The following is a 23,125-nucleotide window of genomic DNA, read 5'->3' as shown; positions in this document are numbered from 1 at the left end:
TCCAACCGGAACAAGGATCGCTTCGATGACCAAGTCGCTCCCCTTCGCCCTGCTCGCCGCTGCGTCGATCGCGTCGGGAGCCGCCGCCGTGGCTGCCGCCACTCCGCAGGCGGCGCATCCCGCTACCACCGCCCACGTCGTCACCAAACAGCGCGCGGTCACGACCAAGGTCGCCGGCAAGCCGACTTCGGCGCGCGTCGCCACCGCAACGCGCACCGCCGCCGTCGTGCACACGCCGGGCGGCCGCATGGTCACGACCAAGACATCGACCGGCAAGACCGTGACCTACGACTGCCGCAAGCCCGGCAACAAGGCGAAGGCCGCCTGCAAGGGCTGAAGACCTACCCCGTTCCCCACCGCCCACGCACGCGCCTCCCCGTACGCGTGCGTGGGCCGAACGATTCCGATCCGCACCTCGCACGCGCGCGCACGCGTGGACAATGGCTGCCGGACGACCTAGGACTGCCACACCCCTGTAACGATCCGGATACTGACCTTGGCCGACGACATCGTCCTCGCCGATCCTCCCGCCAATCCCGATGGCATGCCGACGATCTCCATCGTCGACGAGATGAAGTCGAGCTACCTCGACTATGCGATGAGCGTCATCGTCGCGCGCGCGCTGCCCGACGTTCGCGACGGACTGAAGCCGGTGCATCGCCGCATCCTCTACTCGGCGTACGAAAGCGGCTTCGTCGCGGGCAAGGCGTATCGCAAGTCGGCGCGCATCGTCGGTGACGTGATGGGTAAATACCACCCGCACGGCGACAGCGCGATCTACGACGCCCTCGCGCGGATGGCGCAGGACTGGTCGATGCGGGTGCCGCTGATCGACGGTCAGGGCAACTTCGGCTCGATGGATCCCGATCCGCCCGCCGCGATGCGCTACACCGAGGCGCGGCTGGCCAAGGTCGCCAATTCGCTGCTCGACGGGCTCGACAAGGATACGGTCGATTTCACGCCGAACTATGACGGTTCGGAGCGCGAGCCGTCGGTGCTGCCCGCGCAGTTCCCGAACCTGCTGGTCAATGGCGCCGGCGGCATCGCGGTCGGCATGGCGACCAACATCCCGCCGCACAATCTGGGCGAAGTCATCGATGCGTGCTTCGCATACCTCGACAATGGCGCGATCACGTCGGAGGAACTGACCGAGATCGTTCCGGGTCCGGACTTCCCGACCGGCGCGATCATCCTCGGCCGCGCCGGTGCGCGCTCCGCGTACAGCACCGGCCGCGGCTCGATCATCGTCCGCTCGCGCTACAAGATCGAGACGAAGAGCGGCGATCGCCAGTCGATCATCCTCACCGAAATCCCGTACCAGCAGGGCAAGAACGCGCTGGTCGAAAAGATCGCCGAGGCCGCCAAGGAAAAGCGGATCGAAGGCGTCAGCGACATTCGCGACGAGTCGAACCGCGAGGGCGTGCGGATCGTCATCGATCTGAAGCGTGATGCCACGGCGGAGGTCGTGCTCAACCAGCTGTGGCGGCACACGCCCGCACAGGGGTCGTTTCCCGCCAACATGCTCGCGATCCGCGGCGGTCGGCCAGAACTGCTCAACCTGCGCGATATCATCGCCGCGTTCATCGACTTCCGCGAGCAGGTCATCACCCGCCGCTCGAAGTTCGAACTGGCGAAGGCGCGGGACCGCGCGCACCTGTTGCTGGGCCTCGTCATCGCCGTCACTAACCTGGACGAAATGGTGCGGATCATCCGCGGATCGTCCAGCCCCACCGCCGCGCGCATGGCGTTGCTGGCGCGCGAATGGCCGGTCGCGGAGATCGCGCCGTACCTGCGGCTGGTCGAGGCGGTCGAGGTCGACCATGTCGGCGACGTCTATCGCCTGTCCGATGCACAGGTCCGCGCGATCCTCGACCTGCGTCTCCACCGCCTCACCGCGCTCGGCCGTGACGAAATCGGCGACGAGTTGAAGACGCTGGCCGACTCGATCGGCGAGTTGCTCGAAATCCTCGCCAATCGCGTGAAGCTGTACGAGGTCATGCGCGGCGAGTTGAAGGCGATCCGCGACCAGTTCGCGACGCCGCGCCGCACGGAGATCGCCGCCGCCGCCGATGGTATCGACGACGAGGACCTGATCGAGCGTGAGGACATGGTCGTCACCGTGACGATGGAGGGGTATATCAAGCGTACCCCGCTCGACACCTTCCGCTCGCAGCGCCGCGGCGGCAAGGGCCGCGCCGGCATGGCGACGAAAGACGAGGATGCCGTCACCAGCCTGTTCGTCACCTCGACGCACACGCCCGTCCTGTTCTTCTCGACCGCCGGCAAGGTGTACCGCCTGAAGGTCTGGCGCCTGCCCGAGGGGGGCCCGGCCACCCGCGGCCGACCGATGGTCAACCTGCTGCCGCTGGCACCGGGAGAGACGATCTCCACCGTCCTGCCGCTACCAGAGGACGAGCTGCGCTGGGGCGACCTGCACGTCATGTTCGCCACCGCGAAGGGGTCGGTGCGCCGCAACAGCATGGACGCGTTCGCGAGCATTCGCACCTCCGGCAAGCTCGCGATGCGCTTCGACGAAGGCTCCGACGATCGCCTGATCGGCGTATCGCTGCTGACCGAGGAGGACGACGTCCTGCTCGCGACGCGTCAGGGGCGCGCGATCCGCTTCTCCGCCACCGACGTGCGTGAGTTCCAGAGCCGCGATTCGACCGGCGTTCGTGGTGCGCGCCTGGCGGACGGAGACGAGGTCATCTCGCTCTCCGTCCTGCGCGGCTTCGACGCGACGCCGGCCGAGCGCGAGGCCTATCTAAAGGCCGCGCCGTGGAAGGAGGGCGAGCGCGAGATCACCCTCGAACCCGATCGCATGGCCGAGTTCGAAGCAGCGGAGGAGTTCATCCTCACCGTCACCGCCAACGGCTATGGCAAGCGCACCTCCGCCTACGAATATCGCCGCACCAATCGCGGCGGTCAGGGCATTACCAACATCGTCACCTCCGACCGCAACGGCCCGGTCGTCGCCAGCTTCCCTGCGCATTCGGGCGAGCAGCTGATGCTGGTCACCGATCAGGCGAAGCTGATCCGCCTGTCGGTCGGAGATACCCGCGTCACCGGCCGCAACACGCAGGGCGTCACCCTGTTCAGCGTCGGCAAGGGCGAACATGTCGTCTCCGCCGCGCGCATCGACGAGGAGGAGGAGCCGGAGAACGAAGCCGAGGCAATCGTCGCCGACGAACTGTCGGCCAGCCCCGCCGCACCCGCCGACGATGCGCTGACGCTGGACGATGGTACGGGCCCGCAGACGCTGGACGAGCAGGTCGACGAGACTGACGACGGGGACGACGCGGAATGACGACCCAGACGGCGTACAAGGTGCTGACCGCCGACCAGATGGCGACGCTGGAGCGGGACGGCCGGTTCGACGGCGCACCGGTGGATGTGGCGGACGGTTACATCCACCTCTCCACCGCCGATCAACTGACGGAAACGGTCGACAAGCATTTCGCCGGGCAGCACGACCTGTACGTCGCTGCCGTCGATCTCGGCAGTTTCGACGCATCGCTGAAGTGGGAGGAAAGCCGTGGCGGCCAGCTCTTCCCGCATCTTTACGGCCCGCTGCTCCTGGAAACGGTCATCGCTTATGGGCCGCTCGAACGTGATGACGATGGCTTGGTGAAATTGCCCGTCGCGGGTTGAAGCCTGCGCGCAACCGAACCGCGCCTTCGCCGGTTTGGCCTGCATGACCCACACACCTCCCGTCCCCGCCGGCAATCAGTCGCCCTACCCGCTCCAGACACCACCCAAGCCCCACACCGAGCACGCACCGCCGCCGGGTGATCCGCGCGTCGCCGCCACCCCGCCCGCCGGCAAGTCGCCAAACATGGGCCTGATCGCGCTCGCCGCCGGTCTGGGGCTTGGGCTCGCTGCCGTCGCGGGCGGGCTGTTCGTCGCCTCCCGCGACAGCGGCAAGCGGAAGAAGCCGAAACGCAAACCGAAGCCGGGACCGAAGGCGAAGAAGCCTGCCGCCTGATCGTGTCAGGCGAACAGGTCCACCACCTCGATACCGTCCGCCACCTCGCCCCGCATCGCCGCGATCAGCAGCGTGCGGTGGCAGTGGCATGGATCACGCTCGTAACATACCAGCGCGCTGGGGCGTTCGGCGGCCAGCGCGAGCATCACCGCCGCCTCGGCCTGAGCCTCCGGCAGTTCCAGCTGTTCGGCGTAGACGGCCTCCAACGTTGCCACATCGCCCTTCTTGGCCGCATCCCGTCCCCGCTTGGGCGTACCCAATGCGCGAAGGTGCCGATATTCGATCCCCGCCTCTCCCAGCGACGCCGCGAGCGACGACTTGGAAAAGCCCGGCCGCCGGGACAATGGCAGTGCACGGACATCGATCACCCGCTCGACCCCCGCCGCCGCCAGCGCCGCGATGAAGTCGGCGACGGTCGTCGCTTCGTACCCGATGGTGAAGACCTTCATGGTCCGGAGATGGCAACGAACACGCCTCGGCTCAACCACCTTGGCCGCCTGGCTCCCGCGCCGATCCATCTGCGGCGGACATAGCGATCGGTCCCGGCTGCATGCGTTTTCCCGTGACTTTTGGGACCAATCGCGGTGAACGACGGGCATGACACACGACATTCACATCGTCGGCGGCGGCCTCGCCGGGTCCGAAGCCGCTTGGCAACTGGCGGAGGCCGGCGTTCGCGTCCGCCTGTCCGAAATGCGCGGCTCGGGTGAGCGGACACCCGCCCACCAGACCGATGATCTCGCCGAACTCGTCTGCTCCAACAGCTTCCGCTCCGATGATGCCGAGGCCAATGCCGTTGGCCTGTTACATCAGGAGATGCGCGGCCTCGGCTCGCTGATCCTGCGCGAGGCGGACAAGCATCGCGTTCCCGCCGGCTCCGCGCTGGCGGTCGACCGCGACGGCTATTCCGCCGGCGTGACCGCCGCGCTTGCCGATCATCCGAACGTTACGCTGGTCCGTGAGCGGATCGACACGCTACCGGACGGGCCGACGATCCTCGCCACCGGCCCCCTCACCGCCGCCTCGCTGGCGGAGGCGATCGGCGCCGCGACGGGCAAGGAGTCGCTCGCCTTTTTCGACGCGCTCGCGCCGATCGTCCACCGCGACAGCATCGACATGGACGTGGCATGGTTCGCCAGCCGCTGGGACAAAGGCGAGACGAAGGATTACATCAACTGCCCGATGACGAAGGACGAGTATCTCGCCTTCCACACCGGCCTGGTCGAGGGCGAAAAGACCCCGTTCAAGGACTGGGAAAAGGACACGCCCTATTTCGAGGGGTGCATGCCGATCGAGGTGATGGCCGAACGCGGCGTCGACACGCTGCGCTACGGCCCGATGAAGCCCGTCGGCCTCGACGATCCGCGGACCGGCCGCTGGCCGTATGCCGTCGTTCAGTTGCGGCAGGATAATGCGCAAGGCACGTTGTGGAACATCGTCGGGTTCCAGACCAAGCTCAGGCATTCCGAGCAGGTGCGCCTGTTCCGCACCATCCCCGGCCTGCAGAACGCGGAGTTCGCGCGGCTGGGCGGGCTCCACCGCAACACCTTCATCCGCTCGCCTGAACTGCTCGACCCGACGTTGCGGCTGAAATCCCGCCCCAACATCCGCTTTGCCGGGCAGATCACCGGGTGCGAGGGCTATATCGAGAGTGCGGCGATCGGCCTGCTCGCGGGGCGGTTCGCGGCGGCGGAGTTGCGTGGAGAAACCTTGCCGCCGCCGCCGGTGGAGACTGCGCTCGGCGCGCTGCTCGGCCATATCACCGGTGGCGCTGAGGCGGAGACGTACCAGCCGATGAACGTCAATTTCGGCCTGTTTCCGCCGATCCCCGGCCGAACAAAGAAGGCGGATCGCAAGCGCATGTATACCGACCGGGGCCGGGCCGCACTGGCGGAATGGCTCAACTCTCCTCCGCCGCCGGCTCCCGCTCCCCAGCGGGAGGACAGCGCAGTTTCGGCTTCCGCTTGACCGCAGTCGTGGCGAATTCGGCGGCGGTCATGCCGCCGGATTTGTCACGATCGGCAGTGGCGAACTTGGTGGCTGCCTTCACCGCCCATTCGTCGAACGACAGTTTGCCATCACCGTCCACGTCGAGTTTGGCGTACGCCTTGCGCCGCTGTGCCAAATATTCGTCGCGCGTGACATCGCCGTCGCGGTCCTTGTCATACCGTCCGAACCTTTTCTGCTCGCGCGTTTCAGCCGTCGCCTCCGGGACCGGGGCGGTGTCGGTTGCCGCGGCCCGGCTTTGCGCCGCGGGCGCGGACGGCAGTAACCGCTCCGACGCAGCGCCGCCGCGATCCCACGCCATCACGCCCGCCGCCAACGCCGCCAGCCCGGCCACACCGCCCGCCATGTATCGCCACATCAGACCACCCCCACATCAAAGATGCGCAGGCTAAAGCAGTTTTCTTGAGTGCGCTACGTCCCTGTCAGTCGGTGCCGGATCAAACGGAACGCCAGCGCAGGACCGGGAAGCCTGTCGGGGGCGGCCAGTGCAGCCCGCGCCACGAGTGCCAGCGTTGCCAATGGTCGCAAACGTCTTGGCCAGCGCATTGAGAACGCGGCGTCAAATCGCTGTTCAGCCAGTGTCCGTGCCTTGGCCGACGCGAGCTGATCCGTCAGCCGCGGTACGAGATCGGCTAACGCCCATCCCTCGCCCGCCATAGTGGCTCCGCGCCGATCCCCTTCTCCGGGAGCCACGATCGTCGCGAGCAGCTGGAACAGCCGACCACCGCGCTCCTCCGCAAACCGGTTCAGCGCCGGCGCGTCCAGGTCGGGTTCCAGGAGCACCTCCCACCCCTCCACCATCGCGGCGAGCTTAGCCCCGGACACACCCGCAGGCAGCGCGTCCGTCGCCAACCCCTGCAACACCGGCTGCGCAGGCGGTGCCTTGTCGTCAAGGTCGCTCAGCGCCCCATGCCACCACGTCAGTCGCATCTGTCCGATCATCGGCTCGCGAGTCGTGCGCAGGATTTGACCCAACGCGCTGTCGAGCGCCAAGACCGCCTCCACTGCCGGGCGTCGGGCGACCGGCATATGCGCCATGGTCAAACGTCGCGCGATATCAGCGGCGTGCGTTGCATCAACTTGGCTATTCTGACCGTAGTTCATGTTTTCCTGAAGGATGAGGCTTTCGAACCGAATCTTTACTAACACAGGATAAGGCGGACTCATGTACTTCCGCCCGTTTCTCACGAACCCCCTTGGGTGGTTCCCCCGCAAGGGTCTGCTTGCAGACCGCCGCGGGGCGGTGGCGGTAGAATTCGCGATCTGTGCTTCCGCCTTCTTCGCATTGTTGATCGCCTGTGCACAGACCGTCCTGATCTTCTTCGCGCAGCAGGCTCTCCAGACCGGCGCGGAGGCCGGCGCTCGCTACATCATGACCGGGCAAGCCAAGCAGGCAGCGATGAGCGCCGCCCAGTTCCGCACCTACGCCTGCGGACAGATGCCGCGCATCTTCGACTGCAACAACCTGATCGTCGACGTGCGAACCGCCACCGACTTCTCCAATATCGACACCGACACGCCCGGCATCACCTATAATCCCGACGGCACGGTTTCGAACGCGTGGCAGTTCAATTCGGGCGGCAGCCAGTCGATCATGATCGTCCGGCTCATGTACTTCTGGAACGTGCAGCTCGGTCCGCTGAGCCTCGACTTCTCCAACGCCGGTCGGGGCAAGCGCCTGTTGATCGGCACGATGGTGTTCAAGTCGGAGCCTTACCGGTCATGATCCGCTCGCTGCGCAATAATGCCCGCGGGATGGCGATGGTCGAATTCGCGATGGTCCTGCCGATCCTGATCACGCTGTTTCTCGGCGGGTATCAGCTGACCCAAGCCTCCGCATGTCAAAGACGCGTAACGATCGTCGCGCGCTCCATCGCCGATCTCGTGTCGCGCTACGACACGATCAGTGCGGCGGAGGTCGGTACGATCCTTGACGCGTCGACCCAGATCATGGCCCCGTATGACGTCGTGGCGGCCCAGTCCCGCGTCAGCCTGATCAAGGTCGATGCCGCCAGAAACGTCACCGTGGTCTGGAGCGTCACCAAGAATGGGGTCGAGCGCCCGACCGGCACCTTCACCGGTCTGCCCGCCGCAATGAGGATCGCCAACAGCTACTATGTGCTTGGCGAAGTCGCGTACGACTATCGCCCGATCGGCGGCCAGTTCGCCTGGCCGATCAACTTCACCCAGTCGCTGTTCATGGTTCCCCGCAAATCGACTTACGTGGATTGCTCGACATGCTGACGCACGCGATCCTTCGCCGCCTGGCCGAGCTGCGCCGGGACCGGCGTGGCAACATGCTGATGATCTTCGCCTTCTCCATGATCCCGCTCACCTTCGCGACGGGCATGGGCATCGATTACGCGGGCGCGATGCGGCTTCAGACACGGCTCAACGCGGTGACCGATGCGGCGTCGCTCGCCGGCGTCACTGCGCCGATGATGAAGAACACGATGGATGTGGCGTGCAAGGCCGCGCGCAGTACGTTCGAAAGTCAGTCCACCGCCATCCCCGGCTTGGCGATCGACACGACGCGTGCGTCCGGCCTGACGATCACGGTCACCGACACGCTGCCGATCGGTATCCCGGTCACGATCGTCTGTCCGGCCAGTGGCACACCAATCGTGCCATTTTCGCGCCCGCTCAGCAGGACCGTCGTGGTCACGTACAATGCGACGTCCGCCAACGGCTTCTCGGGCATTCTTGGCAAAGCCACGCTGGACATCGGCGGCTCCGCGACCGCCAAGACCACGATCGCGCCATACATCGACATCCATCTCGCGCTTGATACTTCGCAGTCGATGGGCTTGGCCGCGACGGATGCCGAAGCGCTGAAACTCTGGAATGCAACCAAGTTCTATAATAATCGAGGTTGTCAGTTCGGCTGTCACGCCAAAGATCCCAACGAGAGATACTCGATGGAGCAAATCGCGCATATGGTGGATGCCAAGATGCGAATCGACGTACTGCGCGAAGCCACGATGGACATGATCGATACGGCCGTTGCCGGCCAAGGCAACGACCAGACCTATCAGTTCGGCCTCTACCGGATTGGGAAGAACTCCGGCCGCTGGAACATAGGCGTCGACGAATACGTAAAGCTGACGACCGATCTCGCCAGCGTGCGCAGCAAGGTCAGCTCGCTCACGCTCAGCGACAATGATGGGGCGATCGGCTTCGGCGACACGGATTTGCCGACCACCGCCAATTTTGTTCTGCCCTATATCAAGGCTACGAGCACCAGCGTCGATGACGGGACGACGCAGGCGAAGGCCCGTAAGTTCTTTTTCATGGTCACGGACGGCGTCACCGATATCGAAGGCAACTGCACCTACGGTCACTGCACAGCGCCGATCAATCCCGCCAGCTGCGACGCCTACAAACAAAAAGGGGTGACGGTCGGGATCGTCTACACGACTTTTCTCCCGACAAAGGCCGATCCCACGAAGCCCAATAGTACCGCGTTGCGCGACGAATACATCAAACTGGTGCAGCCCATCGCGAAAGATATCAAACCCAATCTCGAAAAATGCGCGAGTCCTGGCTGGTTCTTCGAGGCTTCCGACGAACCCACGATCCACGCCGCCATGCAGAACCTCTTCCGTCAGGCGACCCAGACACCCACGATCATTCGCTGATAGGATACGCGCAACGAAAAACCCCCGCTGTCGCCGGCGGGGGTTTTTGCGCTACCGATCGAGCAGTCGCGTTTAGCGATAGCAGACCTTCTTCACCGCCGCGACGATGCGGGCGGAGTCGATCAGGGCCAGCTTTTCGAGATTGGCGGCATAGGGCAGCGGCACATCCTCGTTCGTCACGCGCAGGACGGGAGCGTCGAGATCGTCGAAGCCCTCCTCCATCACCACCGCCGCGATCTCGGACGCGATCGAGCAGGTCGCCCAAGCCTCCTCGACCACGACCAGCCGGTTCGTCTTCGCCAGCGACTTGAGCACGGCCTTCGTGTCGAGCGGCCGCAGCGTGCGCAGGTCGATGACCTCCGCATCGATGCCCTCATCCGCCAGCTTGTCAGCGGCTTCGAGCGACAGCCCGACGCCAATCGAATAGCTGACGATCGTAACGTCCTTGCCCGGCTTCATGATCCGCGCCTTACCGATCGGCAGAACCCAGTCGTCCACCTTGGGAACGTCGAAGCTGCGGCCGTAGAGCAGCTCGTTTTCCAGGAACACGACCGGGTCGCCGCTGCGGATCGCCGCCTTCAACAAGCCCTTCGCATCGGCCGCGTCATACGGTGCGATGACGATCAGGCCGGGGACGCTGGCGTACCACGGGCCGTAATTCTGCGAGTGCTGCGCACCGACGCGGCTGGCCGCGCCGTTGGGGCCGCGGAACACGATCGGGCAGCGCATCTGACCGCCGGACATATAGTTGGTCTTGGCGGCCGAATTGATGATGTGGTCGATCGCCTGCATCGCGAAGTTGAACGTCATGAACTCGACGATCGGCCTCAGTCCGCCCATCGCCGCGCCCGTGCCGACGCCGGCGAAGCCGTATTCGGTGATTGGCGTGTCGATGACGCGACGGTCGCCGAACTCGTCCAGCAATCCCTGCGTGACCTTGTACGCGCCCTGATACTGCGCGACTTCCTCGCCCATCACGAACACGCGATCGTCAGCGCGCATCTCTTCGGCCATCGCATCGCGCAACGCCTCCCGAACCGTGGTCTTCACCATTTCGGTGCCCTCGGGCACCTGCGGGTCGGTAATCTCGGCGGTGTGGCCAGCCGCCTCGAACATCTGGCGCACGCCGGTGTCGACCTTCTCCTGCGCGGGATGCGCGGAGTCTTCGACGGTATCGGCCGGCTTCCGTTCGTCGGCCTTGGCGTCCGGGCTCGGGCTGTCGTCCTTGGTCGCGGGCGCGGCGGGTGCCGCAGAGGCGTCCTCGCCCTCAGCGGCCAGCGTCATGATGACGGTGCCGACCTTCACGTTATCGGTACCCTCGGCGATGACGATCCGCGCGACCGTGCCTTCGTCGACGGCTTCAAACTCCATCGTGGCCTTGTCAGTCTCGATCTCGGCCATGATGTCGCCGGATTTGACGCTATCGCCTTCCTTGACCAGCCATTTCGCCAGCGTGCCTTCCTCCATCGTCGGGGACAGCGCGGGCATCTTGATCTCGATCGGCATCTCAGTACGTCTCCACCAGCACGTCGGTATACAGCTCGGCCGGATCCGGCTCGGGCGTGCTTTCGGCGAAATCCGCCGCTTCGTTGACGGTCTTGCGGATCGCCTGTTCGACGGTCTTCAGATCCTCCTCCTTCACGCCCTGCGCCGCGAGCAACTGCTTCACGTGTTCGATCGGATCGGACTTGTCGCGCACCGCCTGCACTTCCTCGCGGCTGCGATACTTGGCCGGGTCAGACATCGAGTGACCGCGATAGCGATAGGTCTTCATCTCGAGGATGACCGGACCCTTGCCCGCGCGCACCCACTCCAGCGCCGTCTCGGCGGCACCGCGGCACGCCAGCACGTCCATGCCGTCGACCTGAATGCCGGGAATGCGGAAACTCTCGCCGCGACGATAAAGCTGATCCTCGGCGGAGGCGCGGTTCACACTGGTGCCCATCGCATACTGGTTGTTTTCGATCACGAAGATGATCGGCAGCTTCCACAGCTCGGCCATGTTGAACGCTTCGTAGACCTGGCCCTGGTTAGCCGCGCCGTCGCCGAAATACGCCATGCAGACGCCGCCGTCGCCGCTGTATTTGTGCTTGAACGCGAGGCCGGCGCCCAGCGACACCTGAGCGCCGACGATGCCGTGCCCGCCATAGAAGCGCTTCTCGGTCGAGAACATGTGCATCGACCCGCCCTTGCCCTTGGAGATGCCGGCGGCACGCCCCGTGAGTTCGGCCATGATGACCTGCGGATCGATGCCGTAGGCGAGCATGTGGCCGTGGTCGCGGTATCCGGTGATGACCGAGTCCTTGTCGCCGTCGAGCGCCGACTGAAGACCGACCGCGACCGCCTCCTGACCGATATACAGGTGGCAGAAACCACCGATCAGGCCGAGGCCGTAAAGCTGTCCGGCCTTTTCCTCGAAGCGGCGGATCAGCAGCATCTGTTTGTAGAAATCGAGCAACTGCTCCTTCGTCGCTTCGAACGGGAGCGGTTCGCCCGGGCGCTCGCGGTTGGGAATGGGTGGGTCGGCAATCGCGCGAGCGGGGGCTTTGGCCACGAAACTTCCTCGTTTCCGTAAGGGATCAGGGGGTGCCTATAGAACCGGTCGCGCTGCAACATCAATCCGCGCTTGGGCGATCGATACAGGAAGTCGGCTTGCGCGCCGCTCGGCCGGGCGACTACAGCCCGTGATCGATGGATAAACCGCTCCACCCGCTCCGGATCGCCAACTTCCGCGCCTATTGGTTGTCAAGGTTCACCGGAACGGTCGCGCTCAGCGCGCTGGCGATCGTGATCGGCTGGCAAGTGTACAGCCTGGCGCGCGAAACGATGTCGATCCGGGAGGCGGCGTTCCTGCTCGGCATGATCGGCGTCGCGCAGTTCGTGCCGCTGTTCCTGCTGACGCCGCTGGTCGGACTGGTCGCGGACAGTGTCGACCGGCGCTGGATCGTGCGCTTCACCACCGGACTGCTGGTGCTGACCGCGGGGACGCTCGGCGTCTTCACCTGGGCGGGGATGCTGGGGCTGCCGGCATTGTTCGGGGCCGCGATCTTCATCGGCATCGCCCGCGCCTTCTCCGGCCCCGCCTATTCCGCGCTCGCCCCCAATCTCGTGCCGCGCGAGTCGCTGCCTACCGCAATCGCAGTGAGTTCGATCGCGTGGCAGGTCGGTACGATCGCAGGCCCGTCGGTTGGCGGATTGCTGTTCGCGATCCATCCCGACGTCGCCTATGGCACCATATCGGCACTGTTCGTGGTGGCGCTCGGCGCGATCTTCCTGATCGGCCCGGTACCGCAGCCACCTGCGCAGACCGACCGCCGGCCGCTGATCCGCATCCTCGAAGGCTTCGCCTATGTCCGCCGCAACCGGCTGGTGCTGGCGGCGATCACGCTGGACCTGTTCGCGGTACTGCTGGCCGGCGCAACCGCACTGCTGCCGATCTATGCCCGCGACATCCTGCACGTCGGGTCGCAGGGGCTGGGCTTCCTCGCCGCCGGCATGGGTATCGGCGCTGCGTCCACCGCGATCTTCTTCTCGATCCGGCCAATGACGTCGAATGTCGGCGTGAAGATGCTGATCGCCGTGGTCGTGTTCGGCCTCGCGATCCTGACGTTCGGGCTCTCGACCAATTTCTGGCTGAGCCTCGTCGCGCTGGTCGTCGCCGGCTGTGCCGACATGGTTTCGGTCTATGTCCGCTCCTCGTTGATCCAGCTCCACACTCCCGATCACATGCGCGGCCGTGTCAGCGCCGTGTCGCAGCTGACGATCTCCGCCAGCAACGAACTCGGCGAGGCGGAGAGCGGCCTCCTCGCCTCCCTGCTCGGGCCGGTCGGCGCGGTCGTGTTCGGCGGCGTCGGCGCGATCGCCGTCACACTTCTGTGGGCGCGGCTGTTCCCGGAACTGAAGCGCGCGCGGACCTTTGACCCGCCAGACAATCTCGCCATCGAACCGCAGCACGGAGTAGCCCAGCCATGAAGGCCAACACGATCCTCGACACGATCGGTCGCACGCCGCACATCCGCGTCCAGCGCCTGTTCCCGAATTCCGAAGTGTGGATCAAGTCGGAACGGTCGAACCCCGGCGGCTCGATCAAGGACCGCATCGCGCTGGCGATGGTCGAGGCGGCGGAGGCTTCCGGTGACCTGAAGCCCGGCGGCACGATCGTCGAACCGACCAGCGGCAACACCGGCATCGGCCTCGCACTGGTCGCGGCGGTCAAGGGTTACAAGCTCATCCTCGTCATGCCCGAGTCGATGTCTCTGGAGCGTCGCCGCCTGATGCTGGCCTACGGCGCCAGCTTCGACCTGACGCCGCGTGAAAAGGGCATGAAGGGCGCGATCGAACGCGCGCTGGAGATCGTCGGGGAAACACCCGGCGCGTGGATGCCGCAGCAGTTCGAGAACCCCGCGAACATCGAGATCCATACCCGCACCACCGCGCAGGAAATTCTGGAGGATTTCGCCGACACCCCGATCGACGTCATCATCACCGGCGTCGGGACCGGCGGCCACATCACCGGTGTCGCGGAGACGCTGAAGAAGGTCTGGCCCAACCTGAAGGTCTATGCCGTCGAACCCGCCGCCAGCCCGGTGATCGCCGGCGGCCAGCCGGGGCCGCACCCGATTCAGGGCATCGGCGCGGGCTTTATCCCCGCCAACCTGCACACGCAGACGCTGGACGGCGTGATCGAGGTCGATGCTAACGTGGCCAAGGACATGGCCCGCCGCGCTGCGCGTGAAGAAGGCATGCTGGTCGGCATCTCGTCCGGTGCAACGCTGGCGGCGATCCTGCAGAAACTACCCGATCTGCCCGACGATGTGCGCGTGCTCGGCTTCAACTACGACACGGGTGAGCGGTATCTGTCGGTCCCGGACTTCCTGCCCGAACAGTGACACCTCAAGCTGCGCCTGGAGCATTGCTCCGGGCCGTCCTGCTGATCGTCGCCGTGCTGGCGCTGGCGATCCCGACGCTGGTCGTACTGAACGCGCCGACGATCCCCCACGTCCGCGCGCCGAAACTGCGCCTCGCAACCAAGGTCGTGCCGCAGACGGTGCTGCCGCCGGTCGAGCCGGTCGAGTTCGTCGACTTGCCGGCCAACGAAGCCCGTGCCTTCAACGCATCGGTGCCGTTCTCGCGCGATCCGATCCCGGCTGCGCGCCCGTTCCGCCTCCCGGAAGACGCCGAGAACCGCGCCCGCGCGACCGATTGCCTCGCCACCGCGCTCTTGTACGAGGCCGGCGCGGACCCGGAGGGGCAACGCGCGGTGGCGCAGGTCGTCATCAATCGCATCCGCCACCCCGCCTTCCCGAAGACCGTGTGCGGCGTCGTGTTCGAGGGTCAGGAGCGGCGCACCGGTTGCCAGTTCAGCTTTAGCTGCGACGGTGCCCTGACCCGCTGGACGCCGCCCGAGGCGCTGTGGACCGCCGCGCGCAAGATAGCCGCCGCGGCATTGTCGGGCACCGTCTACCGCAAGGTCGGCTATGCCACGCATTATCATACCGACTGGGTGGTGCCCTATTGGCAGTCGAGCCTCGATAAGATCGCCGCCGTCCACAGCCACTTGTTCTTCCGCTGGTCGGGCTGGTGGGGCACGCCACCCGCTTTCAATCGCGGCATCGCCGGCGCAGAGCCGGTGATCGCCGCCCTTGCCCCGTTCTCGGACGCGCACAAGACCGCAGCGGCGCTGGCGGAGGCGACGAGCGCATTGGCCGAAAGTGCCGCTGTGTTGGGCAAGGATGCTCCCCAACCTCTGGCAAGCGATCCGACGACGTTCCTCGTGACGTTGCCCGCAGGTATGGCACCAGAGGCTTGGCCGCAACTGGCGACACAAGCCTGCGGCGATCGACCGGTCTGCAAGTTTTCCGCCTGGACGGAGAAGACACCGACGGCCCTACCGCTGGAGCCCGAACAGGTCGCGACGATGACCTTCAGCTACCTGCGCGATCGAGGTTTCGGGTTCGAACGGACGCTGTGGAATTGCCGTATCGTCAAGCGCCCCGATCCGCGGAGTTGCATGCGCCAGCAGGTCCTGACGCTGCCGGCGGCGGGTCCGGCACCGACCGCAACGCCGACCCCGCAGCCGTCACCGACCAGAACCGTGTCGGACCTGACCGGCGTACGTCGTTCGACCGGCAATGACGCGACGAAGCCGGTGCGGCCCACAGCCGCGAAGGACGCAACGGCACCCGAAGCTTCTCGCCCCACATCACGCGCGACCCCGACCAAGTCCGGCGCCCCGTCCCCGCCCCCTGCGTCAGCCCAGCAGAGGCTGGGAGCTTCTACGACAGCGCAGATCGGCCAGTCTCGGGAATAGTCCAGGCAACGCCCCGACCCACTATTCCGACAAAGCTGGTGCCGTCCCCGCCCCTCCGCGGTTTCAGCGAAAGCTGGCATTTTCCGCGACGGTGCAAGCCGGCAAGCCACTGGACGATATCAGCTTTCGCTGATGACGCTCTCTAGCGATACATGGCCAAGTTCGACGCCAAAGCCGAGCTACACCTCGCACCGGCTGCTCCTCACCCGCATCAAGCTGCGAGGAACATCTCCTCCGGCAACGCCATCACCGCCTCGGCACCGCCCTCGATCTTGCGGCGCAGCGCGCCCGCGTCCGGCAGAATACGCTCAGCAAAGAACCGGGCGGTGACCAGCTTGGCGTCGAGGAAGGCGGCATCGCCCTCACCCGCCGTTTTCAGTGCCGTCGCGGCCACGACCATGCGCAGCCACATCAGGCCTGTCGCGACCAAACCCATCAGGTGCATGTACGCGGTCGCGCCGGCGCCGACGTTGTTCGGGTCCTTCATGCCGTTCGCCATGAACCACATCGTCGCCGCCTGAAGCTCGTTTAGCGCGCGCTCCAGCCGGGTCGCATAGTCGGCAGTCGCTGCGTCGCTTTTGGCCGCCGCGATTTCCTCCGTCACGATGCGGAACAACGCCTGCACCGCGCGACCCCCGTTTTGCGCCAACTTGCGGCCGACGAGGTCCATCGCCTGCACGCCGTTCGTCCCCTCGTATATCTGGGCGATGCGGGCATCGCGGACATATTGCTCCATACCCCATTCGCGAATGTAGCCGTGGCCGCCGTAAACCTGCTGCGCCGTCGTGGCGATCTCGTATCCCTTGTCGGTGCCGACGCCCTTGATGACCGGGGTCAGCAGGCCGATCAGGTCCGCTGCGATCTGGCGCTCCTCATCGGTACCCGCCTTGTGCTCCAGGTCCACCTGAAGCGCGCCCCACAGGCACAGGGCTCGCAGACCCTCCGTCCACGCCTTCGCCTCCATCAGCATCCGGCGAACGTCGGGATGCACGAACAGCGTGTCTGCCTTTTCGTTAGGCTCGGCCGGACCAGTTAGCGCGCGGCCCTGGCGTCTGTCCCGGGCGTAATGGACCGCGTTCTGGTATGCGGTTTCGGCTACCGCCAGCCCCTGCAGACCGACTCCGAGCCGCGCCGCGTTCATCATGATGAACATTGCGGCCAGCCCCTTCATCTCCTCGCCGACCAGCCAACCGGTCGCGCCGTCATAGTTCATGACGCAGGTCGAATTGCCGTGGATGCCCATCTTGTGTTCGATCGAGCCGCACGTCACCGCGTTGCGCGCGCCGAGCGAACCATCGTCCTCCACCATCACCTTCGGCACGACGAACAGCGAGATGCCCTTGCTGCTGTCCGGTGCGCCGGGTGTCTTGGCGAGGACGAGGTGGATGATGTTGTCGGTCAGGTCGTGCTCGCCCGCCGAGATGAAGATCTTGGTGCCGCTGATGCTGTAGCTGCCGTCCGCCTGCGGCTCCGCGCGGGTGCGGATCAGGCCCAGGTCGGTGCCGCACTGCGGCTCCGTCAGGTTCATCGTGCCGCCCCATTCGCCGGACACCATGCGGGGCAGATACTTGGCATGCTGTTCAGGGCTACCCTTCACCACCAGCGCCGCGATCGCCCCGTGAGCCAGGCCGGGATACATGGCGAAGGCCATGTTGGCGGAGATCATGTATTCCTGAAACGCGGTCGAGACGACGTGCGGCATCCCCTGCCCACCGAACGCCTCCGGCGCGCTGAGCGTGCCCCAGCCCGACTCGACGAACTGGCGATACGCGTCCTTGAAGCCCGGCGGTGCCGTGACGCTGCCGTCGTCGGCGCGGGTGCAGCCGTGCAGGTCGCCGATCTGGTTCAGCGGGAACAGCACCTCCGCGACGAAGCGGCCGCCCTCTTCCAGCACGGCGTCGACCGTATCGGGCGTGGCATTGGCGAAACCCTCCACATCGGCATGCCGATCGAGGCCGACGACGTGCTCCAGCACGAAACGCGTATCGCGGACGGGGGGCGTGTACTGCGGCATCTCTCTCAGTCCTTGGTCTTGTTGTCGTTATCGCTGGCGGGTTCGACGACCGCCACGAAGTTGGTCAACTCGGTGATCGCGGCATCGATATCGCGGCGTTGCGCTTCCAGCGTCGCGATCCGTGCGCGACAACGTTCGATTGTGACCTGACGCTGCAACCGGCGTCCGTCGCCGAAGTCATAGAGGTCAATCATCTCGCGAATTTCGCCCAGCGAGAAGCCCACGCGCTTGCCGCGCAGGATCCACGCCAGTCGCGCACGATCGCGCTGCGAATAGATCCGCTGGGTGCCGCGTCGCTCCGGCGCGATCAGCCCCTCGTCCTCGTAGAACCGCAGCGCGCGAGCGGTGATCCCGAATTCCGCCGACAAGTCGGAGATCGAGAAGGTCTGCCGATCGGGATGAGCCGCGATCGGCGCGTAGGAAGCAGCCTGCACCATGTCCCCAAATTTAGCTTACCCTTACGTCAACGTCAAGAATCGCCGCAGAGCGGTGCCCCGTCGCGATCCCGCAACGTGCGCGCCTCCGACACGGACGTGCTGAGCCTCTCGACGCGGATCGCTGCAAGCGACGCTCTACCCGTACACAAACTGGTACAGGACGCGGGGACCTCGGCGGGAAATACGATGCGGTCGCCTTCGAACCGCGCATCGAACCGGCACCCGTCGCGAAGCTCGACGTCGAGTCTTTCGCCCAAGCGACGAACAAGACCAGTCGCGCTGCACGCCTGTCCTTCGCCGTAATCGGTGACGATGCCGATCCGTTGATCACCACGCTCTTCGCCGACGACGCACAGCCGATCCGAGTCGCGCGCCCATGAACCGCCCAGCGTGGCGGTTGCGGGATCAACGATCAGGCCCTGCTCGAGGGCAACAGCTTCCAGCTTCGATCCGGGCGTATCAGGTGATCGGTCGGGCGCTTCGCCGCTGCACCCCGCGATCGCCAGCGCCAGCGCAATGCTCACTCTCATGCGATCGGAACCAGCGCGTCGCCCTCCACCCGGCGGTAGAAGCAACTCGTCGCGCCGGTGTGGCAGGCTGGGCCCGCCGCGTCGCAAATCAACCACAGCGCGTCCTGATCGCAGTCGATCCGCATCTCGACGACCGCCAGGACGTTGCCGGACGTTTCGCCCTTCTTCCACAAGCGCTGTCGACTGCGCGACCAAAAGGTCGCTTCGCCGCTCGCCTGCGTCGCCGCCAGCGCATCCGCGTTCATGTGCGCGACCATCAGCAGCGCACCTGCCCGGTCGCTGACGACGGCGGTAACGAGGCCGTGCTCGTCATAGCGGGGATCAAGGCGGAGCGTGGCGTCGCGGTCGGTCATCGGCGCGGCGTAGCGTAGATGCGGGATCGCCCGCCAGCTTTGTCGCTATCTCAGCGATGGTCGCGGATCGCCTTCACCAGCGCGGCTTTGTCCAGCTTGGATCGGCCTTCGATCCCGATCTCCTTCGCCTCGTCCATCAGTTCCGCCTTGGTTCGATCCTCGAGGTGCGTGCTGCGGTGGTCGATCGTTCCAGCGGCCTTGGCATTGGCGATCCTCGCCGCCTTTTCTTTCGAATTGCCCTGCTTCAGCAGGTCCTCGTAAAGCCCATCGTCCTTGATCTGGGGACCGTGATCGCGTGCCATGACACCTCTCCTTCGGCCGCCCATAACGATCCTTTCGACGAAGCGCTCCACGGGCGGGGCGACAAACCATGTTAGCGTCCCTATATGCCCGGCCACACAGCCGGCGGACCTGCGGACATCATGCTGACCACCCACCCATTCGATGACGACAAGCTGCGCGAAGAGTGCGGCATCTTCGGCGTTTCCGGCAGCGACAGCGCCGCGGCGCTGGTGGCGCTCGGGCTGCACGCGCTGCAGCACCGCGGCCAGGAGGCGGCGGGGATCACCAGCTTCGACGGCCACCATTTCCATACGCATCGCGCGATGGGCCACGTCGCCGGCAATTTCGACAGCGATTCCGTGATCCGCAGCCTGCCCGGCAGCGTCGCGACGGGCCATGTCCGTTACTCGACCACCGGCGAGACGGCGCTGCGTAACGTGCAGCCCTTGTATGCGGAGCTTCAGTCGGGCGGATTCGCGGTCGCGCACAACGGCAACATCTCGAACGCGATGAAGCTCCGTCGCGATCTCGTCCGCCGTGGATCGATCTTCCAATCGACCAGCGATACCGAGACGATCATCCATCTCGTCGCCACGTCCAACTACCGCACCTTGCTCGACCGGTTCATCGATGCGCTGAAGCAGGTCGAGGGGGCGTATTCGCTGCTGGTGATGACGCCGGAAGGGATGATCGCCTGCCGCGATCCGCTCGGTATCCGGCCGCTGGTGATGGGCCGGCTGGGCGATGCGATCATCTTCGCAAGCGAGACGGTCGCGCTCGACGTCTGCGGCGCGACCTTCGAACGTGCCGTAGAGCCGGGCGAATTGGTGATCGTGCAGGGCACCGAGGTGCGTTCGATCCACCCGTTCAAGCAACAGGCCCCGCGTCCCTGCATCTTCGAGTGGGTCTATTTCTCGCGACCCGATTCCATCGTCGACGATCACTCCGTGTATTCGGTACGTAAAGAGATCGGTGCTCAGCTGGCGGCGGAATCGCCGGTCGAAGCGGACCTCGTCATACCGGTGCCCGACTCGGGCGTACCCGCGGCGATCGGCTATGCGCAGGCGTCGGGCATTCCGTTCGAACTGGGCATCATCCGCTCGCATTATGTGGGTCGGACCTTCATCTCGCCGGGCGACAATGTTCGCCACCTCGGGGTCAAACTCAAGCACAATGCGAACCGGGCGCTGATCGAGGGCAAGCGTGTGATCCTGGTGGACGATTCGATCGTCCGCGGCACGACATCCCTCAAGATCGTGCAGATGATGCGCGATGCCGGCGCGGCGGAAGTTCACCTGCGCATCGCGTCGCCGCCGACCAAGCACAGCTGCTTCTACGGCGTCGACACGCCGGAGCGGACCAAGCTGTTGGCGCACAAGCTGGACATCGGCGGCATGACCGACTTCATCCACGCCGACAGCCTGGCCTTCGTGTCGATCGACGGCCTGTACAAGGCGCTGGGCGAGGCGCAGCGCGATGCGCGGCCGCGGTATTGCGACGCCTGCTTCACGGGCGATTATCCCACCACCCTGACCGACCAGGACGAAAGCGCCGAGGTCGATCAGTTCGCGCTGCTGGCCGAACGCGTCAACTGACCGGACCGAACATGGACAAGACACTCGAGAACCGGCTGGCGCTCGTCACCGGCGCCAGCCGCGGCATCGGTGCCGCGACCGCAAAGGCGTTGGCGGCACGCGGCGCGCACGTCGTCATCACCGCACGCACCGCGGCGGGACTGGAGGAGGTCGAGCAGGCGATCTTCGACGCCGGCGGGTCGGCGACGATCGCGCCACTCGACCTGACGCAGACCGATTCGATCGCCAAGCTGGCGACGGCAGTCGGCGAGCGCTGGCAGGCGCTGGACGTGATGGTCCTGAACGCGGCCATGCTCGGCAGCCTCGCGTCGGTGCCGTCGATCGATCCCAAGGAGTTCGCACAGGTGCTGACGCTCAACGTCAGCGCGCAGGCGGCGATGATCGCGGCGTTCGACCCGATGCTGCGCCGTGCGGAACACGGCCGCGTGATCGGCGTCACCTCCAGCGTGGCGCAGACGCCGCGTGCTTTCTGGGGTGCTTACGGCGCGTCGAAGGCAGCGTTCGAGACGCTGCTGGGCGCGTATGGTGACGAGGTGGCGGAGATGAGCCGCGTCCGCACCGCGATCGTCGATCCGGGCGCGACCCGCACGAAGATGCGTGCGCGTGCCTATCCGGGCGAGGACCCGGCGTCGGTCAAGGCGCCGGAGGTGGTGGCCGAAGCGATCGTCGCACTGGCGGTCGACGGCTTCGCGGACGGCCACCGCGAACGGGTCAGCGCCTGAGCGTCATTCCCGGACGAGCGTGACCTGCGCGACGGTGATGCCGCCGCCGCGAAAGCCGCCTTCGCAATACATCAGGTAATAGCGCCAGAGGCGGCGGAAGCGGGCGTCGAGGCGGGCGGGCAAGCGCCCTTCCCTCTCCGCAGCGTCGAAGCGTTCGCGCCACAGGCGCAGCGTCTCCGCGTAATCGAAGCCGAAATGACGCGTGTCCTGCCATGACAGGCCGCGTGCTTCCGCCAGTGCGCGGAATCGGGTTTCGGAGAGCAGCATTCCGCCGGGGAAGACGTGGCGCTGGATGAAGTCGACGCTGCTGGCATAAGCGTCGAACACGTCGCCGGCGATGGCGATATACTGGATCGCGGCACGCCCGCCCGGCTTCAGAACGCGGGCGATAGTATCGAGATAGGCGGGCCAGTAAGCCTGCCCCACCGCCTCCACCATTTCGATGCTGGCGACCGCGTCAAAGCGCCCCGCGGTGTCGCGGTAATCGGTCAGCGAGACGGTGACGCCGGGCAGGTCGCGGGCGTCGAGCATCGCCTTCTGCTCGGTCGACAGGGTCAGCGCGTGGACGCTGCGTCCCTGCCCTGATGCGAGCGCCGCGAACGATCCCCAGCCGCAGCCGATCTCCAGGATCGTATCGCCCGGCTTCGTCCCGGTGCGATTGAGCACGGCCATGAGCTTGCGGGCCTGCGCCTGTTCCAGCGTATCGCCTTGCCCGAAGAGCGCGCTGGAATAGGTCAGGCTGTCGTCCAGCCACTCGCGGTAGAAATCGTTGCCGAGGTCGTAATGCGCGGCGATGTTCCGGCGCGAGCCGGCGCGGTGATTGCGGCGGAGGTGATGCCACGCCCGCGCCGCCAGCCGTGCCACACCGCCCGAACGCGCGGCCCGACCCAGTGCGACGCGGTTACGCATGAACAGATCGAACAGGGGTACGGGATCGGGGCTCGACCAGTCGCCGGCTTCCCACCCCTCGTACCAGCCGACCGACCCCGCGGTCGCGAGGCGGACGAGCGCGCGCCAGCGGTGAACGGCGACGATCGCCACCGGACCGTCGGCGCGACCACCGATCAGGCGCGCGGTGCCGTCCGGCAACTGCGCCTCGATCGCCCCGCATTCCAGTCCGCGATCGATACGGTCGAGCAGCCGGTGAAACGGCCGCGCGATCAGGCGCGCCGTCCGGCTGCGACGATGAAGGTGGATGCCCCCTGCTTCCATGCGGCGCGCCTTTGCACCGGCGGACCGCCGGAGGGAAGCC

24 protein-coding genes are annotated in these 23,125 nt (G+C 66.0%); 13 read left to right on the top strand and 11 right to left on the bottom strand.

Translation table 11 applies throughout. The features are described from left to right. The first annotated feature begins 25 nt into the window (after window positions 1–25). The 4 genes from ILT43_RS00465 (at window position 26) to ILT43_RS00450 (ending at window position 3,985) form a co-directional block, all read left to right on the top strand. Window positions 26–337, top strand: coding sequence for a hypothetical protein (locus ILT43_RS00465; RefSeq protein ID WP_204193171.1), 312 nt, complete (start codon window positions 26–28; stop codon window positions 335–337). A gap of 159 nt (window positions 338–496) precedes the next feature. Further along, the gene (gene gyrA, locus ILT43_RS00460; protein WP_425530279.1) at window positions 497–3,307 is read left to right on the top strand and encodes a DNA gyrase subunit A; all 2,811 of its coding nucleotides are present in this window, start codon (window positions 497–499) and stop codon (window positions 3,305–3,307) included. Then, window positions 3,304–3,651 (top strand): DUF952 domain-containing protein, encoded by a 348-nt coding sequence (locus ILT43_RS00455; RefSeq protein ID WP_204193169.1) that lies wholly within the window; start codon window positions 3,304–3,306, stop codon window positions 3,649–3,651. Before gyrA ends, ILT43_RS00455 begins: the two co-directional genes overlap by 4 nt. 43 nt (window positions 3,652–3,694) lie before the next feature. Beyond that, window positions 3,695–3,985 carry a hypothetical protein gene (locus ILT43_RS00450; protein ID WP_204193168.1) on the top strand — a complete coding sequence of 97 codons (291 nt, stop codon included), beginning with the start codon at window positions 3,695–3,697 and terminating at the stop codon, window positions 3,983–3,985. A gap of 5 nt (window positions 3,986–3,990) precedes the next feature. Here ILT43_RS00450 and ILT43_RS00445 read toward each other — a convergent pair whose 3' ends face one another. Continuing rightward, window positions 3,991–4,434 carry a DUF488 domain-containing protein gene (locus ILT43_RS00445; protein ID WP_204193166.1) on the bottom strand — a complete coding sequence of 148 codons (444 nt, stop codon included), beginning with the start codon at window positions 4,432–4,434 and terminating at the stop codon, window positions 3,991–3,993. Window positions 4,435–4,582: 148 nt separating this feature from the next. Between ILT43_RS00445 and trmFO the strand changes: the two genes are divergently transcribed. After that, window positions 4,583–5,953 (top strand): methylenetetrahydrofolate--tRNA-(uracil(54)-C(5))-methyltransferase (FADH(2)-oxidizing) TrmFO, encoded by a 1,371-nt coding sequence (gene trmFO, locus ILT43_RS00440; RefSeq protein ID WP_204193164.1) that lies wholly within the window; start codon window positions 4,583–4,585, stop codon window positions 5,951–5,953. On the opposite strand, the gene ILT43_RS00435 is transcribed toward trmFO, so the two are convergent. Both ILT43_RS00435 and ILT43_RS00430 read right to left on the bottom strand, forming a co-directional pair. After that, window positions 5,886–6,350: an EF-hand domain-containing protein gene (locus ILT43_RS00435; protein ID WP_239473837.1), complete on the bottom strand. Its 465-nt coding sequence runs from the start codon at window positions 6,348–6,350 to the stop codon at window positions 5,886–5,888. The two genes, trmFO and ILT43_RS00435, sit on opposite strands and share 68 nt — an antisense overlap. 53 nt (window positions 6,351–6,403) lie before the next feature. Further along, window positions 6,404–7,159 carry a squalene/phytoene synthase family protein gene (locus ILT43_RS00430; RefSeq protein ID WP_204193160.1) on the bottom strand — a complete coding sequence of 252 codons (756 nt, stop codon included), beginning with the start codon at window positions 7,157–7,159 and terminating at the stop codon, window positions 6,404–6,406. Window positions 7,160–7,235: 76 nt separating this feature from the next. Here ILT43_RS00430 and ILT43_RS00425 point away from each other — a divergent pair, with 76 nt between their 5' ends. From ILT43_RS00425 to ILT43_RS00415, 3 genes are read left to right on the top strand one after another with little or no spacing between them, the layout of a single operon-like run. Then, window positions 7,236–7,718 (top strand): TadE/TadG family type IV pilus assembly protein, encoded by a 483-nt coding sequence (locus ILT43_RS00425; RefSeq protein ID WP_204193158.1) that lies wholly within the window; start codon window positions 7,236–7,238, stop codon window positions 7,716–7,718. Continuing rightward, window positions 7,715–8,236 (top strand): TadE/TadG family type IV pilus assembly protein, encoded by a 522-nt coding sequence (locus ILT43_RS00420; protein ID WP_204193155.1) that lies wholly within the window; start codon window positions 7,715–7,717, stop codon window positions 8,234–8,236. Before ILT43_RS00425 ends, ILT43_RS00420 begins: the two co-directional genes overlap by 4 nt. Further along, the gene (locus tag ILT43_RS00415) at window positions 8,230–9,630 is read left to right on the top strand and encodes a TadE/TadG family type IV pilus assembly protein (RefSeq protein ID WP_204193153.1); all 1,401 of its coding nucleotides are present in this window, start codon (window positions 8,230–8,232) and stop codon (window positions 9,628–9,630) included. The genes ILT43_RS00420 and ILT43_RS00415 overlap by 7 nt, the downstream gene beginning before the upstream one ends. A 72-nt stretch (window positions 9,631–9,702) precedes the next feature. Here ILT43_RS00415 and ILT43_RS00410 read toward each other — a convergent pair whose 3' ends face one another. Both ILT43_RS00410 and pdhA read right to left on the bottom strand, forming a co-directional pair. Further along, window positions 9,703–11,136, bottom strand: a complete 1,434-nt coding sequence (locus tag ILT43_RS00410) for a pyruvate dehydrogenase complex E1 component subunit beta (RefSeq protein WP_204193151.1) — start codon at window positions 11,134–11,136, stop codon at window positions 9,703–9,705. Window position 11,137: 1 nt separating this feature from the next. Continuing rightward, complete coding sequence (gene pdhA, locus ILT43_RS00405; RefSeq protein ID WP_343283940.1) at window positions 11,138–12,184, bottom strand: pyruvate dehydrogenase (acetyl-transferring) E1 component subunit alpha; 1,047 nt, start codon at window positions 12,182–12,184, stop codon at window positions 11,138–11,140. 137 nt (window positions 12,185–12,321) lie between these two features. Here pdhA and ILT43_RS00400 point away from each other — a divergent pair, with 137 nt between their 5' ends. The 3 genes from ILT43_RS00400 to ILT43_RS00390 are packed head-to-tail and all read left to right on the top strand — an operon-like array spanning window position 12,322 to window position 15,940. Next, on the top strand, window positions 12,322–13,602 hold the full coding sequence (locus ILT43_RS00400) for an MFS transporter (RefSeq protein WP_204193148.1): 1,281 nt from the start codon (window positions 12,322–12,324) through the stop codon (window positions 13,600–13,602). Next, window positions 13,599–14,519, top strand: a complete 921-nt coding sequence (gene cysK / locus ILT43_RS00395; protein ID WP_204193145.1) for a cysteine synthase A — start codon at window positions 13,599–13,601, stop codon at window positions 14,517–14,519. The genes ILT43_RS00400 and cysK overlap by 4 nt, the downstream gene beginning before the upstream one ends. Before the next feature lie 23 nt (window positions 14,520–14,542). After that, on the top strand, window positions 14,543–15,940 hold the full coding sequence (locus ILT43_RS00390; RefSeq protein ID WP_204193142.1) for a cell wall hydrolase: 1,398 nt from the start codon (window positions 14,543–14,545) through the stop codon (window positions 15,938–15,940). A 211-nt stretch (window positions 15,941–16,151) separates the two neighbouring features. On the opposite strand, the gene ILT43_RS00385 is transcribed toward ILT43_RS00390, so the two are convergent. Genes ILT43_RS00385 through ILT43_RS00365 form a run of 5 tightly spaced genes read right to left on the bottom strand, consistent with a single transcriptional unit; the run spans window position 16,152 to window position 19,576 of the window. Continuing rightward, on the bottom strand, window positions 16,152–17,954 hold the full coding sequence (locus ILT43_RS00385) for an acyl-CoA dehydrogenase C-terminal domain-containing protein (protein ID WP_204193140.1): 1,803 nt from the start codon (window positions 17,952–17,954) through the stop codon (window positions 16,152–16,154). A 5-nt stretch (window positions 17,955–17,959) separates the two neighbouring features. After that, window positions 17,960–18,391 (bottom strand): MerR family transcriptional regulator, encoded by a 432-nt coding sequence (locus tag ILT43_RS00380; RefSeq protein ID WP_204193137.1) that lies wholly within the window; start codon window positions 18,389–18,391, stop codon window positions 17,960–17,962. Window positions 18,392–18,423: 32 nt separating this feature from the next. After that, entirely contained in the window at window positions 18,424–18,915 is a 492-nt protein-coding gene (locus tag ILT43_RS00375) for a hypothetical protein (protein ID WP_204193135.1), read from the bottom strand. A 2-nt stretch (window positions 18,916–18,917) separates the two neighbouring features. Beyond that, a complete protein-coding gene (gene hisI / locus ILT43_RS00370) occupies window positions 18,918–19,274 on the bottom strand; it encodes a phosphoribosyl-AMP cyclohydrolase (protein WP_204193132.1) in 357 nt (118 codons plus the stop codon). A 50-nt stretch (window positions 19,275–19,324) separates the two neighbouring features. Further along, entirely contained in the window at window positions 19,325–19,576 is a 252-nt protein-coding gene (locus ILT43_RS00365) for a DUF7218 family protein (RefSeq protein ID WP_204193129.1), read from the bottom strand. A gap of 120 nt (window positions 19,577–19,696) precedes the next feature. Here ILT43_RS00365 and purF point away from each other — a divergent pair, with 120 nt between their 5' ends. Together purF and ILT43_RS00355 are read left to right on the top strand one after the other, a co-directional pair. Further along, complete coding sequence (gene purF / locus ILT43_RS00360) at window positions 19,697–21,151, top strand: amidophosphoribosyltransferase (RefSeq protein WP_204196055.1); 1,455 nt, start codon at window positions 19,697–19,699, stop codon at window positions 21,149–21,151. An 11-nt stretch (window positions 21,152–21,162) separates the two neighbouring features. Beyond that, on the top strand, window positions 21,163–21,873 hold the full coding sequence (locus tag ILT43_RS00355) for an SDR family NAD(P)-dependent oxidoreductase (protein WP_204193126.1): 711 nt from the start codon (window positions 21,163–21,165) through the stop codon (window positions 21,871–21,873). Window positions 21,874–21,876: 3 nt separating this feature from the next. Here the strand turns inward: ILT43_RS00355 and ILT43_RS00350 are convergent, their stop codons facing one another. After that, on the bottom strand, window positions 21,877–23,085 hold the full coding sequence (locus ILT43_RS00350) for an SAM-dependent methyltransferase (protein WP_204193124.1): 1,209 nt from the start codon (window positions 23,083–23,085) through the stop codon (window positions 21,877–21,879). Between the last annotated feature and the right edge of the window lie 40 nt (window positions 23,086–23,125).

The sequence above is a fragment of the Sphingomonas longa genome, assembly GCF_016892685.1.
Classification (GTDB): Bacteria; Pseudomonadota; Alphaproteobacteria; order Sphingomonadales; family Sphingomonadaceae; genus Sphingomonas; species Sphingomonas longa.
This window is presented reverse-complemented; position numbering and strand designations above follow the sequence as displayed.

Excerpts from the sequence above, each read along its gene's own strand:
- ILT43_RS00445 (WP_204193166.1), bottom strand. The coding sequence starts at position 4,434 with ATGAAGGTCTTCACCATCGGGTACGAAGCGACGACCGTCGCCGACTTC.
- purF (WP_204196055.1), top strand. The coding sequence starts at position 19,697 with ATGCTGACCACCCACCCATTCGATGACGACAAGCTGCGCGAAGAGTGC.
- ILT43_RS00455 (WP_204193169.1), top strand. The coding sequence starts at position 3,304 with ATGACGACCCAGACGGCGTACAAGGTGCTGACCGCCGACCAGATGGCG.
- ILT43_RS00350 (WP_204193124.1), bottom strand. The coding sequence starts at position 23,085 with ATGGAAGCAGGGGGCATCCACCTTCATCGTCGCAGCCGGACGGCGCGC.
- ILT43_RS00385 (WP_204193140.1), bottom strand. The coding sequence starts at position 17,954 with ATGCCGCAGTACACGCCCCCCGTCCGCGATACGCGTTTCGTGCTGGAG.
- hisI (WP_204193132.1), bottom strand. The coding sequence starts at position 19,274 with ATGACCGACCGCGACGCCACGCTCCGCCTTGATCCCCGCTATGACGAG.
- trmFO (WP_204193164.1), top strand. The coding sequence starts at position 4,583 with ATGACACACGACATTCACATCGTCGGCGGCGGCCTCGCCGGGTCCGAA.
- ILT43_RS00400 (WP_204193148.1), top strand. The coding sequence starts at position 12,322 with ATGGATAAACCGCTCCACCCGCTCCGGATCGCCAACTTCCGCGCCTAT.
- ILT43_RS00430 (WP_204193160.1), bottom strand. The coding sequence starts at position 7,159 with ATGAGTCCGCCTTATCCTGTGTTAGTAAAGATTCGGTTCGAAAGCCTC.
- ILT43_RS00410 (WP_204193151.1), bottom strand. The coding sequence starts at position 11,136 with ATGCCGATCGAGATCAAGATGCCCGCGCTGTCCCCGACGATGGAGGAA.
- ILT43_RS00380 (WP_204193137.1), bottom strand. The coding sequence starts at position 18,391 with ATGGTGCAGGCTGCTTCCTACGCGCCGATCGCGGCTCATCCCGATCGG.
- ILT43_RS00420 (WP_204193155.1), top strand. The coding sequence starts at position 7,715 with ATGATCCGCTCGCTGCGCAATAATGCCCGCGGGATGGCGATGGTCGAA.
- ILT43_RS00355 (WP_204193126.1), top strand. The coding sequence starts at position 21,163 with ATGGACAAGACACTCGAGAACCGGCTGGCGCTCGTCACCGGCGCCAGC.
- ILT43_RS00365 (WP_204193129.1), bottom strand. The coding sequence starts at position 19,576 with ATGGCACGCGATCACGGTCCCCAGATCAAGGACGATGGGCTTTACGAG.
- ILT43_RS00435 (WP_239473837.1), bottom strand. The coding sequence starts at position 6,350 with ATGTGGCGATACATGGCGGGCGGTGTGGCCGGGCTGGCGGCGTTGGCG.
- ILT43_RS00450 (WP_204193168.1), top strand. The coding sequence starts at position 3,695 with ATGACCCACACACCTCCCGTCCCCGCCGGCAATCAGTCGCCCTACCCG.
- ILT43_RS00415 (WP_204193153.1), top strand. The coding sequence starts at position 8,230 with ATGCTGACGCACGCGATCCTTCGCCGCCTGGCCGAGCTGCGCCGGGAC.
- ILT43_RS00465 (WP_204193171.1), top strand. The coding sequence starts at position 26 with ATGACCAAGTCGCTCCCCTTCGCCCTGCTCGCCGCTGCGTCGATCGCG.
- cysK (WP_204193145.1), top strand. The coding sequence starts at position 13,599 with ATGAAGGCCAACACGATCCTCGACACGATCGGTCGCACGCCGCACATC.